Source organism: Empedobacter sp. UBA5528 (assembly GCF_002426075.1).
GTDB classification, from domain to species: domain Bacteria; phylum Bacteroidota; class Bacteroidia; order Flavobacteriales; family Weeksellaceae; genus Empedobacter; species Empedobacter falsenii_B.
In genome coordinates this window covers 23,396-37,120 of record NZ_DINY01000045.1, presented here as the reverse complement: position 1 = coordinate 37,120, position 13,725 = coordinate 23,396, and the positions used below count along the sequence as shown (strand labels likewise).

General features: G+C 31.1%; 11 protein-coding genes. 5 read left to right on the top strand and 6 right to left on the bottom strand.

Annotated features, from left to right (window positions below):
• Positions 1-313: hypothetical protein (locus B4L98_RS10365; protein ID WP_291078195.1), on the top strand; the 313-nt coding region annotated here is incomplete at its 5' end.
• Positions 314-367: 54 nt separating this feature from the next.
• Here B4L98_RS10365 and B4L98_RS10360 read toward each other — a convergent pair.
• The 4 genes from B4L98_RS10360 to porU all read right to left on the bottom strand — a co-directional run bounded on the left by B4L98_RS10360 (position 368) and on the right by porU (position 6,981).
• The gene (locus B4L98_RS10360; RefSeq protein WP_221855955.1) at positions 368-769 is read right to left on the bottom strand and encodes an OsmC family protein; all 402 of its coding nucleotides are present in this window, start codon (positions 767-769) and stop codon (positions 368-370) included.
• Between the two features lie 7 nt (positions 770-776).
• Positions 777-1,682 (bottom strand): pirin family protein, encoded by a 906-nt coding sequence (locus tag B4L98_RS10355; protein ID WP_291060710.1) that lies wholly within the window; start codon positions 1,680-1,682, stop codon positions 777-779.
• Positions 1,683-1,806: 124 nt separating this feature from the next.
• Entirely contained in the window at positions 1,807-3,066 is a 1,260-nt protein-coding gene (gene porV, locus B4L98_RS10350) for a type IX secretion system outer membrane channel protein PorV (protein WP_291078193.1), read from the bottom strand.
• Between the two features lie 33 nt (positions 3,067-3,099).
• Positions 3,100-6,981 (bottom strand): type IX secretion system sortase PorU, encoded by a 3,882-nt coding sequence (gene porU, locus B4L98_RS10345; RefSeq protein WP_291078191.1) that lies wholly within the window; start codon positions 6,979-6,981, stop codon positions 3,100-3,102.
• 164 nt (positions 6,982-7,145) lie between these two features.
• Here porU and gldJ point away from each other — a divergent pair, with 164 nt between their 5' ends.
• Complete coding sequence (gene gldJ, locus B4L98_RS10340; RefSeq protein ID WP_291078197.1) at positions 7,146-8,774, top strand: gliding motility lipoprotein GldJ; 1,629 nt, start codon at positions 7,146-7,148, stop codon at positions 8,772-8,774.
• 74 nt (positions 8,775-8,848) lie between these two features.
• On the opposite strand, the gene B4L98_RS10335 is transcribed toward gldJ, so the two are convergent.
• A complete protein-coding gene (locus B4L98_RS10335; protein WP_286495783.1) occupies positions 8,849-9,376 on the bottom strand; it encodes a GNAT family N-acetyltransferase in 528 nt (175 codons plus the stop codon).
• A 221-nt stretch (positions 9,377-9,597) separates the two neighbouring features.
• On the opposite strand from B4L98_RS10335, the gene B4L98_RS10330 reads away from it, so the two are divergent.
• From B4L98_RS10330 to B4L98_RS10320, 3 genes are all read left to right on the top strand, one after another.
• Positions 9,598-10,878, top strand: a complete 1,281-nt coding sequence (locus B4L98_RS10330) for a UDP-N-acetylmuramoyl-tripeptide--D-alanyl-D-alanine ligase (RefSeq protein ID WP_291078189.1) — start codon at positions 9,598-9,600, stop codon at positions 10,876-10,878.
• 21 nt (positions 10,879-10,899) lie between these two features.
• Positions 10,900-11,421 carry a hypothetical protein gene (locus B4L98_RS10325; RefSeq protein ID WP_115000770.1) on the top strand — a complete coding sequence of 174 codons (522 nt, stop codon included), beginning with the start codon at positions 10,900-10,902 and terminating at the stop codon, positions 11,419-11,421.
• Positions 11,422-11,506: 85 nt separating this feature from the next.
• Entirely contained in the window at positions 11,507-12,616 is a 1,110-nt protein-coding gene (locus tag B4L98_RS10320) for an endonuclease (protein WP_286495779.1), read from the top strand.
• Positions 12,617-13,002: 386 nt separating this feature from the next.
• Here the strand turns inward: B4L98_RS10320 and fsa are convergent, their stop codons facing one another.
• Positions 13,003-13,659, bottom strand: a complete 657-nt coding sequence (gene fsa / locus B4L98_RS10315; RefSeq protein WP_125349844.1) for a fructose-6-phosphate aldolase — start codon at positions 13,657-13,659, stop codon at positions 13,003-13,005.
• Between the last annotated feature and the right edge of the window lie 66 nt (positions 13,660-13,725).

Sequence of the window (13,725 nt, the reverse complement as noted above, 5' to 3'; positions counted from 1 at the left end):
TGCAATTCCAGCAGCTGATTTATTGGCTAAAAATCAATACTATATCTATGGCTGGGATTATGAATGGGAAAGAAGTGGAAAAAAATCTGCTACACATCAGCTTTCTTCGCCTGAAAAAATTTACGAAGGAATTGTACATCGTTTGGATCAAAATAAAACATTCGAAAAAAATCATTTGGTAATTTTAATGCACGATGATATGTTTAATGAAGATTATAATGCAGAAAAATTAAGACAATTAATTGTTTTATTGAAACGTAATCCGAAAATTGTTATTGAAGGAATTTCTGGATACCCTACCAGGATTAGCTAGATAAAATATTAAGATAAAAAAATCCACTTCANNCAGATGAAGTGGATTTTTTTATTAAATAAACTCTATCGTTGTTTCTATTTCGTGACCTTTTTCTAACACTTTGTGTACAGGACAAGAATTTGCAACTTTCAATAATCTTGTTTGTTGTTTCTCATCAAAATCACCTTCTATAATGACATGACGTTGAAAAGTAATTGGCTCAGTTGTAATCATATCAAAATTGACATCTACCTCAACTTTTTTGTAAGCAAATTCTTTGTGATTCATATACATTTGCAATGTAATCGAAGTACAAGAAGCCAATGCAGCTCCCAATAATTCGCTTGGTTTTGCAGCTGTATCCAAACCTCCTTTATCTAAAGGTTCATCTACATTAAATTCGTGTTTCCCAGCTTTAATATTCGAAATATAATTTTTATCTGTCGAAGTTGATGTTACATTAATATCACTCATTATCAATTTATTTTTCGTTTTCTTTTATTTTAGATTTTTGTTGAACTTGCGGAATCGGAACGTAATCGTCATCTCCAGGAACTTTAGGAAAACGATGATTAATCCAATTTTCCTTCGCCGTTTCAATCGTTTCTCTTGAAGAACTTACAAAATTCCAAAAGATAAAATGTTCTTCCGGTAATTCTTCTCCTCCAAAAATATAAACGGTAGAACCAGCCGTAATTTCGAACTCACACAAAGTAGCTTCTTTCGCAACTAATAATTGTTTTGTTCCGTATGTCTCTCCTCCATCTTTGATAGAACCTTCTAATACATACAAAGCAGATTCTCCATACAAATCTTTACCTAAAGAAACTTTGAAATCATTTTTAGCTTTAATCTCAATAAAATATAAAGGAGAATAAACAGGCACGCCAGAAGTATGTTCACCAAACTTACCAGCAATCAATCTATAATCTGCATTTTCGTCTGACCAATTTGGTAATTTATCTGCTTCAACGTGAACAAAACTTGGCTCCATATTTTCAAATTCTTTTGGCAAAGCCACCCAAATTTGTAAACCATGCAATGTTTTTTCAGTTGTTCGTAAATATTCGGGAGTTCGTTCAGAATGCACAACACCTTTACCTGCAGTCATCCAATTCACAGCTCCAGGCTTAATTTCTAATTCAGTTCCCAAACTATCGCGATGCATAATTGCACCTTCGAACAAATACGTCAAAGTAGACAAACCAATATGCGGATGTGGACCTACATCAAGATTTTGATAATCTTTCAGCTTTGTTGGTCCCATATGGTCGATAAATACAAATGGCCCGACATGTCTTTTCTGACGAAAAGGCAATAATCTACCCACTAAAAAGTTGCCAATATCAGCCGCTTTCTCTTCTAAAATTAATCCAACATTAGACATATAGTATACGTTTTTATTTCATGTAAAGTTCGTTTTAATCCTGCCTTTAAAACTTGATTTAAGTTAACAAATAAAAAAAGGTTAGCCAATAGCTAACCTCTTTTATAACTTTATATTAACGATTTTAATAATCGTAACTGTTTTGAGTTTCTCCTCCAAAGTTCCACGCAATACCAAAACGTAATGTATTTTCTAAAGCATTATTTGTATTTGACATTGGAATTAAGTAAGAAGCATTAAATGCAAAAGCATTGTATTTAAGCCCTAAACCTAATGTTAAATGCTGACGATCTCCTTTCATTGGGCTTTCATGGAAATAACCTGCACGGATAAACAACGCATCGTTGTAAGAATACTCTGCACCAACTGAATACGTAATTTCTTTTAATTNNGGGTACGTAATTTCTTTTAATTCTTCGCTTCCTCCTCCTGGTGCATCACCAAAAGAACTAAAGATACCTTCCATTACACCTTTATTTGGGATATCTCTTACGATATTATATCTAGTGTTTCCTTTGTTATCTGTAATTTCTTCAATTCTTACATCCGGTGTTGGTACTAATAATTTAGAAAACTCTGTTGTGATACCTACTTTATTGTAATCATCAAATTTGAAATCATACCCAACTCCTAAACGTAATGTTGTTGGTAAATAAGATGCATTCTTTTCTGAATTTGAATAATCTAATTTTGGTCCAATATTAGAAATTTGGAAACCTCCACGTAATTTACCTTCAAAATTATTTGTATCCATTGTTTCTGATTGGTAATAACCAGCTAAATCTACCGCGAAAGTATTAGCTGCTTGAACTGTAGCATCATTTACTCCATTATTTAAGTCTGAACGAATAAAACGACCTGTAACTGCCATCGAATAATTATCTGTTAAACGTAAACCATACGATAAGTCAATAGAGAATTCATTTGGTTTTGCCATACCTGTAGGTACCACATCATCGCCTACTAATTCATTCAGATCTATCTCCCCCATATTAAAATAGTAGATACTTGCACCTAATGTACTGCGTTCATCTTGACCTAAAAATGTATAGTAAGAGGCATTTAATAAGAAAACATCATTTGTCAACGAACTCATATACGGTGTATAAGTGAACGCTACTCCAGAGTAATCTGGTGCAAAAGCAAATTTAGCAGCATTCCAATATTGTGAATAATTATCCGCAGAAGTTGCTACCCCTTGATCTCCTAAACCTCCTGCTCGAGCATCTGGAGAGATTCTTAAGAAAGGAGCTCCTGTTAAAATTGGATTCGGTAATTTTAATTCTTCTTTTAATGCGTTTTCTGCATCAGGTAGATTGTCAAATGATTGAGCAAAAGTAAATCCTGATGCTAAAATCAATAAGCTTGTGGTAATTTTTTTCATTCGTGTTATATTGATTATATTTTTATTTTTCTATTATTTTAAAATAACTAATTTTTCAACTGCTGCTGCTGAACCTTTACATACGGTATCGTCAACACCTTTTACATTGACTTTGTAAATATAAACACCTTTTCCTATTTTGTCTCCAAAATCATCCAAACCATCCCATTCTATCGCATATTTTCCTGTACGATATCCTTCTCGGAAAGGTTCTGCAGAAACGGTTTGACGTAGTGTTTTGACTAATTTACCCGAAATGGTAAAAATCTGAACCATTACATCTAACTCAGAATCACAATTATGTTCGAAATGGAAAAAGGTATTCTTTGTAAATGGATTAGGCCAATTTAGTAATTTATCAATATGCAATTGACCCGTTCCATTTTCCATTACTACAAAGTCTAACGTTGCAGTATTCGAATTATTGTTGATGTCCCAAAATTTAAGATTTACGGTATGTTGACCAAGTTCTAAATTTTTTAATTGATACATAACTTGACCTTTCTGATAATCTTCGAAATCTTTATTGATACAAGGATTTGCATCACCTCCATCATAATATTCGTTTAACACATATGCGTCTTGAACTTTACCATCTATTGTTGCTACAATATCATGCCCAATACTCGATCCTGTTGCATTAATTCCTGTATTATCTGTCAAACAACCAACCAAATAAGGCGAACGATCTGTAATTCCTCCATTGGCAAAATTTAAATTGTTCATGTATAATTTGCCTTGTGGACAATTATCTTGAGATACTGAACAATCATCATTAAGAACTTCATCATTGATTCCTTCCATAGAAACTGTTTCTAAAGTAGAGGCGTCTTTTCCATCTTTTTCGTCCCAAGCATAAAATTTTAATTTTCGATCTCCTAATTCGTAATTAATATCTTTCGGCACATAAAATTGAATCGTAAATTTTCCATTTTCTACTTTTCCAGTTCCTTTATAAATCGTTTTATTTTCTGTTTTGAATGTTTCACCATTATGAGTAGATTCACTTAACAACGTTTTTATTTCCTCTTTCTCAAAAAGGCTTACCGCTATTTTTCCTGAAAAAGTATTGTCAATAGAAGTTGAAGTAAGTTGATTGACCTCTCCTTTAATCGTTACAAAATCTAAGGCTTGTAATTTTCCTCCTCCTAAAATATCTACACCTTTTTTATTTTCGATGCTTAAAATTTTAATCTCTTGTTGCGGACGATGAATAGCTAACATAGGATCTCCCAAAATACTAACACTTTTGTGATTACCATGAGAAGGAGAATAACTAACTTTAGCTTGATTTAGCGCTTTTCCTATCGTTTGATTTTCTAAACCATCCTTTTTGAAAAATTCTTGAATTAAATACTGATTCATCGTATCACCATAATCAACTCCAATTGGCCTATTTGTTGTTATCATTGCTAACGCACCTCCATTTAAGTTTTTCAACATCATTTCACCTGCTGAATTATATTGTGGTAAATCCCAAATCGTAAAATCACAAGTAACAGTACATACAATAGGTAATCGCGAATAAGCAGCACTAAAATTAGATAAGTTAGTCAACTCTTCTGCCGTTATAATACGTTCTTGTGCCCAACTTCGTGGACCTCCATGTCCATAATACATCAAGAAGTTAGAGCCTAATTCAATTCCATTTAATATCGCCTGATTAACCGTTGGATAGCGAACACCTGCCGATGTACCTTCGGGTTGATGAGCACCTGTATATATTTTATTAACCGTGTAAATTTGATTTTCTGGTTTAGTAAACTCACCATCAATAGAAACGTCAAAATTTGGAGTATTAACATTATCATCGTTATCTGTAACTGCAACAACTTTTGTACGCCAATCTCCATATGAAGTTCCTTTTCCTTGAACTTTATCATAATAAGAAATGATTTTATCTACTAAAACTTTCGCTTCTGTAGAATTTGAAGCAGGAATTCGACCAACAGCTATATCAAACCAGCGAGCATCATATTTATAAACACCATCAACATTATTCGGTAATATTTCTACTTCATCATTTAACATTGCAAAATAATCATCTGTTGCAATAGCTTCTTTTATATTTGTTGAAGGTTCGTCTGTAAACGTTGGAATGTAATTCGTAAAATCTTTTATTCGATTCTTAGGATCGTAAGTTGTTGCACCAAATAATACTGCGTATTCTAAGTTTGGCCTTTGATTATCCTTTAAGAACTTTAAAAAATCACGAATCGCAATTGGATCTTGGCTTCCAGATGAAAAATCATTATAAACTTGTTCCGTTGTTACAACACCTACATTTATCTTATCATGCTCTTTTCTAAAATTCGCCAAGCGAGTAGCTTGATCTAAATATTTTGGATGCGTGACAATTATATAATTAATATCAGTTAAACTACGAATATCTTGATTCGCTACTTTCCCTACATATTTTGCATCTGTAAAAGCATTTTCATCCTTGAAAGCGACAAACTGATTCAGATGATTTGTGCTAAATTTATACAAATTACTTTGCGGAACAATTGAAGAAATTGAATGAATATCAGAAACATTCCAAACAGAAACATTTGCTGCATTATTCAATGAAAAAGCATTCACACTTCCATTATTAATATCTTCTAAAAACTGAAATGTAAACTGCTCATTGCTATATGTTAAACCATCTTTGAAACGCAATTGTAAATAATCCAAATAAGCTAATCCAGAAGGATTGGTCCCGCTAGAAGAAACCGCAATATCGATAGAATTTGAACCTAATGAAACTGTTTTATCTTGAATATTTCTATCAAATAAAGAGTTTCCTAAAGAATGAGTAAAAGTTTGTCCATTTACATTAACATTATAAGATGTACTGTTTGCATTTTTTCCAACCACTGCATAACGCAAATATGCTTCTCCACCGTTTACAGCATTCGCTTTGAACGTTTTCTTGAAACCTCCATTTAAACCAATATTTTCTCCAACCCAAATTTGCCCAAGACCATTTAAGTTAATCGAATCTTTTTCATGAAATTGTAAATTATCAAAAGTAGAAAAAGTTTTTACAGGATTTGCTGTAAGCGCCTGTTCTCCTACTCTTTTGCCATCTTCTCCATTAAAACTGATAAAATAATAAGCAAAATCATCATACAAATTATAGCGAACTTTTGCATCTTTCAACGTTGTCGTATTATTTCTGTACCACTGATGCGGACCTTTCGCATAAAACAACGCGTAATCATTACTATCAAAACTTCCATCTTCACCTCCAACAAATTTTATTGGAATTTCATTCAAAGCTCCAGTTCTATCTTCCGTTAAATTCTCCATCAAACGCCCTTCTCCATTTCCATAGATTTTTAGCGATTTTGGGTTAAAATTGGTCGGAATTCCATTTTTAGTAAAGAAACTTTTATCTAATTTAAAAACTCCATCTTTCGAGACTTTTATTTTGTACCAATCTCCCGTTTTCAAAACACTTGTAGTCGAATTATCAATTAATTTTCGAGAAGATATTTTTCGAGATTGCGCTGATTTCGGAACAATTGAAAAAGATTCTATTTTTAAAATTTTATTATTTTGTTTGACAAATGGCACAACTTTAACAATTAATTTTTGCTGACCATTTTTATCGATAATATTGTATGAAGAAAAATTAATTTTATCCGAAATAGAAGAAGTGTCCAAATCAATTAATTCGTTCTGAACTTCTCTGTATTGCACGTTCGTTAACTCAACTTCCTTATTTGTTGAGTTTAATTCCACCGTAAATTCTGGAAGAAAATAACCTCCCAACGAATAATGATCTTGGTTCGAAAAATAAGGAACATTCACTTTATTTCCATTCGTCAAAGAAATTGTTTGATTATTCTCCCAATTTATTTTGTAATTTTGACTAAACAATTGAGGAAATTGAAGCAAGGTTGCAACTAAAATAAAATATTTCTTCATGTCTGAATAACGCTATTTTGACAAATATATTTTCAATCGTAAAATAAAAAAATAATTCTTACGTTTGATACAAGAAATAAAGCATTTTTTCGTTGTAAGATTAATGTCAAATGCTTTTATTTGCATTAAATTTAATTTTCGAAAACCAGAAATATTCTATGAAAATGAATAAAGGACGTATTTTTTCTCTTGCCCTTGCAGCTGTTACTATGAGTGTATTCATGGGTTGCGCAAGCAGTTCAGGAAAGAAAAAAGGAGGTGGGACAAAAAATTTCACAAGTCGTACAGGATGGAAACCAAACGATAGTAAAGGTTGGTTTTTTTCAGGTAAAAAGAAAGAAAACATCAAAGCTTGGCCTGGAATGGTTTTCATCGAAGGTGGATCTTTTACGATGGGAATTACGAAAGATGACGTGTTACACGATTGGAATAATTCTCCTGTTCGTATGCAAGTAAAATCTTTCTTCATTGGTGAAACTGAGGTTACAAACTACGAATACAAAGAATACTTAACTTGGTTGAAAGTTGTTTTCCCACCAGAAGACACGCAATACAAGGATATTTATAATGGAGCATTACCAGATGAAACGGTTTTTAACAATCAATTATCTCGTGATGATTTCTCTACAGAAAATTATTTATTTTCTCCAGAATTCAGCTATTACCCAGTAGTTGGTATTTCTTGGTTACAAGCCGTTAACTATTGTGATTGGTTAACAGACCGTGCTCTTGAAAAATCTTTAATGAACAAAGGAATCTTATCAAAAGATTATTACAATAACGAGGAGTATAATTACGGAAATAAAACATTTAGTGCTGAACAATATAAGTTAGGCGACACAAATGTAAACGAAGCGATTGATTCGACTAAAATTATGAAAGCGAATCAAATTAAAACGCAAAATACACGTATCTTAAAAGCAAATCGTGCAACTGGTTCAGATGAAGTGCAACCTTTCCGTTTACCTACAGAAGCTGAATGGGAATATGCTGCATTAGCTTTACCTGGAAATCGTGAATACAACGAATACAAAGGAAAAGATGTTGCTCAAAATAACTTGAGAGTTACAAAAGGTGCTCAAAGAGGACAATATTTAGATAACTTCAAACAAGGACGTGGAGATTACTCTGGTATTGGAGGATTTGGTAACGATGGTTCTGCAATTACAAGTGATGTGCGTAAATATCCTTCTAATGATTTTGGTCTTTACGGAATGTTAGGAAACGTTGCTGAATGGGTTTCTGATGTTTATCGTCCAATTATTGACGAAGAAGCAAATGATTTCAACTACTACCGTGGAAATATTTTAAAAACAAAAATTAACAACGGCGCAGGTGGTTTTGAAAAATATGACGAAACAAATGTTGAATATGATACATTAGACAACGGACGTTTAGTTTACAAAGGATTACCTGGTGCTTACAAAAAGCAAACAGAATACGATTTAACAAATTATCGTGATGGTGACCCTAATTCTTCTTTATCACCACGTACTGAGGAAGGTAAATCTGCTGATAAAGCGACAGAAGATATGTACAACGCTCCTCAACGTAAATTTAGAGTAGATGAAAAAGGTCGAGTAATCTTAGAAAAAGATTCTTCTAAACGTACTTCTGACATCTCTGATGAAACACGTGTTGTAAAAGGTGGTTCTTGGAAAGACCCAATTTACTGGATAGATCCAGGACAAAGACGTTACTTACACCAAGCAAGTGCAACAAACTGGATTGGTTTCCGTGTGGCACAAGAATACTCTGGTAGTTTCGAATCAAAACGTAAACGTAGAGGATAAAAATCTTTCTTAATAAAAAAAAACTCGGTACTATAGTATCGAGTTTTTATTTGTTAATTAAATTCTTTCTGTTCTCAAGATTGGATCAATGACCAATACACAAATTCTTTGTATTCAAAAATCTTTTCAAAACCAAGCTTTTTCAATAAATTAATCGATTTGACATTATCTGAAAAAGATTTGGCTGTTATTTCTTTTACTATTTCTTGAGAAAATGCCCATTTTATAAGACCTCTACACGCCTCTTCTGCAAATCCTTTTCTTCTTTCTTTACGGATGATTCCATAACCAATGTCTACACTTTGTTCCTCCGCATTATACCCTTTAAATCCTACATCACCTATTATTTCTTTCGTATCCTTTCTTATAATCATCCAGGATTCGAAGCCTGTCACGTAATTATGAATTAATAATTTCTGAATAATTTTAGGCACTGTATCCATCATATCTTTATCCGGCCAGTCTTTGCTTTTTACAAAACCTTTGTCATACAACATATTAAAATCATTATACAGCATATTTTCACAAATATCAATCGTAAAAGGAACAAGAATCAATCGTTCAGTTTCTAATTCGTTAATGGTAATTTCTTTTATTTTCATACTTTTATCAAAGTCCTAGAGATATTTTTTTAATATAATAAATAAAATAGAGAAACTTGTGCTACCAAGATTAATCTCATCTAATTTATTTGCAATTATCGTAAATTACTTCGTTAAATGTCAAAAATAGAATCATAAAATTTTATATTTGTACGAAATAAAAAGAATAATTTCTTTCTATTTTTTTTAAAACAGAATCTCATCTATTTTATTTAGATAACATGAATACAACAGAAATATTCGAAAAATTTCTTAAATCGAAAATCGTTACGACTGATACACGCAACATCTCACAAAATTGTATCTTTTTTGCTTTAAAAGGAGCTAATTTCAACGGAAATACTTTCGCTCAAAAAGCAATCAATCAAGGAGCTGCAATGGCAATTGTTGACGAAAAAGAATTTGAAAATACATCTCAAAATATTTTTTTGGTTAGTGATGCTTTAGAAGCTCTACAAGATTTAGCGAAAACTTATCGTAATTATCTTAAAATACCATTTATTGGATTGACTGGTTCCAATGGTAAAACAACGACAAAAGAATTGATTTCAGCTGTTTTAAAAGAGAAATTCAAAACGCATTATACTTTCGGAAATCTGAATAATCACATCGGAGTTCCTTTGACAATTCTTTCTATTCCAGAAAACACAGAAATTGCCGTGATAGAAATGGGTGCTAATCATCAAAAAGAAATCGAGTTATTAGCTTCAATTTCTCAACCAGATTATGGGTATATCACCAATTTTGGTAAAGCACATTTAGAAGGTTTCAGAGGAATTGAAGGTGTGATTAAAGGAAAATCTGAATTGTATGTTTTTTTGAGAGCAAATAACAGAACTGCTTTTGTCAATTTTAATGATCCAATTCAAGTTGAAAAAACTGAAGATATTAATCGAATTACATTTTCTGATCAACATAATGCAGATGTTCAAATCGAATTGATAGAAAATGAAACTGAATATTTGGCGGTTAAATACCAAGATTTAAAAATTCAATCTCATTTAACAGGAAACTATAATTTTAGCAATATTTCGTGTGCAATTGCAATTGGACAACATTTCGGGATTAATGCTAAAACTATTCAACAAGGAATCGAAAATTATTTTCCATCAAATAATCGTTCACAAATTATCAATAAAGAAAATTACAAAATTGTGATGGATGCTTACAACGCAAACCCAAGTAGTATGGAAGCTTCGTTAAATAATTTTGCAAAATTTGAAGGTTCTAAAACAGTTATTATTGGTGATATGTTCGAGCTTGGAGAAGAATCAAAATCTGAGCATCAACGTATTTTAGATTTAGCTGAAAGTTTAGATTTTGATCAAATTTTTATTCTAGGACATAATTTTGGTGAAACAATTACGAATAATCCAAAAGTACAAAAATTTGAAAACCGTGTTGCCTTTGAAGAATGTTTGAAAGAAAATCCAATCAAAACTCAAAATATTTTGATAAAAGGTTCTCATGGGATGAGACTTGATTTGTTAGAAAACATTTAAAATCAACACCCTGATTATCTGATGAATAAATCAATATTCTTTTTTATAATTACTCTTTTCTGTTATCATTCTCTTCAAGCTCAATCTGTAATTGAATGGAAAAAAGATATGAAGCTTAATTACAAAAACTTCAAAAAGAAACCTATTCAAACAAAGGTTCCTCAAGGATTTTTAGATTCAAAATTAGGTTGGCAAATTGCAGAATCTACAGGAGAACTTCCTGAACTTTGGGTTACCAATAAATTTGATGAAAGTAATTCGTGGCTATCTATGCAACATACAGAAATTTTAAAAGAAATGCAGTTGCAATTTGACTTGTCTGAATTATATGCACGAAAAATTAGAAAAGATTTTAAAGATTTACAAGCCAAAAAAGTCATGAATAAAGATTCTTATCGAGCAAAATTTTTGTTAGGTTCTAAGAATTTTCAGAAAAAATTGAAATCGATAGCTGGAGTTTCTTTAAATCAACCTGACTTATACAAATTATTAAATAAACAAATTCAAGATTCATTGGTGATTTATCAAAATTACAGTAAATAATTTAACAATTAGTAAACTTTAAATTTCATAAATTTATACAAAGTACAAGCTGTGGAAATCACAGCTTTTTTTAGCTAAATTGTTTATGAAAAAAATTTTATGTTCTTTATCTATATTTACAGTAAGTGTTTTAGCGTCAGCGCAAGCACCAAGTAACTATTACGACACTGCAACTGGTAGCAGCTTTACCTTAAAAACACAGCTATATGAAATAATAAAAAACCATACAGATTTAACATATGGCGGATTATGGACACTTTATAATAGAACAGATTCTGATAATGGTTTTTTAGATAAATATGATGAAAAAGATAATTCTATTTATGATATTTATTCAGAGATACCGAAAAAAATTGATCCTTATAATTTTATAAAATCTTCAGATCAATGTGGCAGTTCTGGTTATAAAAATGAAGGAGACTGCTACAACAGAGAGCATATTATTCCTCAAAGTGTTTTTAATAAAAACTCTCCTATGGTTGCAGATGCATTCCATATCTGGCCAACTGATGGTTATGTTAATAATAAAAGAGATAATTTTCCTTATGGAGTTGTTGAAAGTGCAACATACACTTCTTTAAATGGCTCTAAATTAGGAAGTAATAAAAACTCTGGATACTCTGCGGGATTTTCTGGAACAGTTTTCGAACCAATTGATGAGTTTAAAGGTGATATAGCTCGTGCTTATTTTTATTTTGCTACTCGTTATCAAGAAAATGGTATTCAGAGTTGGTCTTATGCTATGTTTAATAAAACAAAAGATAAAGTTTTTACAGACACTTTCTTGAAAATATTAATGACTTGGCATTTAAATGATCCTGTTTCTGATCGTGAAAAAGATATTAATAATTTAGTCTACAGATACCAAAAAAACAGAAACCCATTTATTGATCATCCTGAATATGCAGAAAAAATTTGGGGTTCAAATTTAGGAACTGGAGATTTCGAATATCAAAAGCGTGATGATGTTTCAGTTTACAATGTAACAAATCGTTCGATTAAAGTTAAACTTGAAAATAATTCGAAATCAATTCAGAAAGTTTCTGTTTTTAATTTCAATGGACAATTAATTAATGAAGTTTCAAATTCGTCAAATCAAAAAGAAGTTGAAGTTAATTTCAAAAACCCAGGTATTTATATCATCAAAGTTGTTGGAAAACAAATGGAAATCAACAAAAGAGTTGTAATAAAATAATCATTAATCAAACCATCATAAAAAAATCCTTCGCTCATACAAGTGAAGGATTTTTTAATTTAGTAAATGGAAAAAATTATTAGTCATTATTGATATTTTTCTTAAAAAATGTGCTTCCATAAAGAAACATGATTAATAAAAAAGGGATACCAAGCGTGACTGATAATAAAATAAATGTTTTTAACATACTAATAAAAAATATTTTAGTTTCTAATACTTTTATCAATTTACAATTAATAATTTTATATTATTCATAATAAAACATCTTTTTTTATTTATTAACACTATTTTTATCAACTTGATAATTAAAAGCTTTTCATTAATATAAATTCATAAAAAAAGTCGCTTAAAATTAAGCGACTCATATATAGAAAATTCTATTCAATTTATTGATTTCCTTTAGCGTAATCAGCTAAGAATTGTGCTAATCCAGAATCTGTTAATGGGTGTTTTAACAATCCTAAGATTGATGATAAAGGTCCTGTCATAACATCAGCACCAATTTTTGCACAATTAACAATATGCATTGTATTACGAACTGAAGCAGCTAAAATTTGAGTTTCGTACAAATAGTTATCATAAACCAAACGAATTTCTTCGATTAAGTTTAAACCATCTGTCGAAATATCGTCTAAACGTCCGATAAATGGAGAAACGTAAGTTGCACCAGCTTTTGCAGCTAATAATGCTTGTCCTACAGAGAAAACTAAAGTTACGTTAGTTCTAATTCCTTTTGTAGAAAAGTATTTACACGCTTTTACACCATCTTTCGTCATAGGAATTTTAACTACGATTTGAGGATTTAAAGCTGCTAAAGCTTCTCCTTCTTTTACCATTCCTTCGAAATCAGTAGAAATTACCTCAGCAGAAACATCTCCGTCAACTAATTCGCAAATTGCTTTATAGTGATTCAAAATATTTTCTTGACCTGTAATTCCTTCTTTTGCCATTAAAGATGGATTTGTTGTTACACCATCTAAAACTCCTAAATCTTGGGCTTCTTTAATGTCAGCTAAGTTAGCTGTATCGATAAAAAATTTCATTGTTTGTTTGTATTTCGTTCAGGCAAAATTAAGGATTAAATTATAGAAAACCATTTAATCTTAAAG

Bases quoted from the DNA above. Each gene is read 5' to 3' on its own strand.
- B4L98_RS10360 (WP_221855955.1), bottom strand. From the start codon at position 769: ATGAGTGATATTAATGTAACATCAACTTCGACAGATAAAAATTATATT.
- B4L98_RS10355 (WP_291060710.1), bottom strand. From the start codon at position 1,682: ATGTCTAATGTTGGATTAATTTTAGAAGAGAAAGCGGCTGATATTGGC.
- porU (WP_291078191.1), bottom strand. From the start codon at position 6,981: ATGAAGAAATATTTTATTTTAGTTGCAACCTTGCTTCAATTTCCTCAA.
- gldJ (WP_291078197.1), top strand. From the start codon at position 7,146: ATGAATAAAGGACGTATTTTTTCTCTTGCCCTTGCAGCTGTTACTATG.
- B4L98_RS10335 (WP_286495783.1), bottom strand. From the start codon at position 9,376: ATGAAAATAAAAGAAATTACCATTAACGAATTAGAAACTGAACGATTG.
- B4L98_RS10330 (WP_291078189.1), top strand. From the start codon at position 9,598: ATGAATACAACAGAAATATTCGAAAAATTTCTTAAATCGAAAATCGTT.
- B4L98_RS10325 (WP_115000770.1), top strand. From the start codon at position 10,900: ATGAATAAATCAATATTCTTTTTTATAATTACTCTTTTCTGTTATCAT.
- B4L98_RS10320 (WP_286495779.1), top strand. From the start codon at position 11,507: ATGAAAAAAATTTTATGTTCTTTATCTATATTTACAGTAAGTGTTTTA.
- fsa (WP_125349844.1), bottom strand. From the start codon at position 13,659: ATGAAATTTTTTATCGATACAGCTAACTTAGCTGACATTAAAGAAGCC.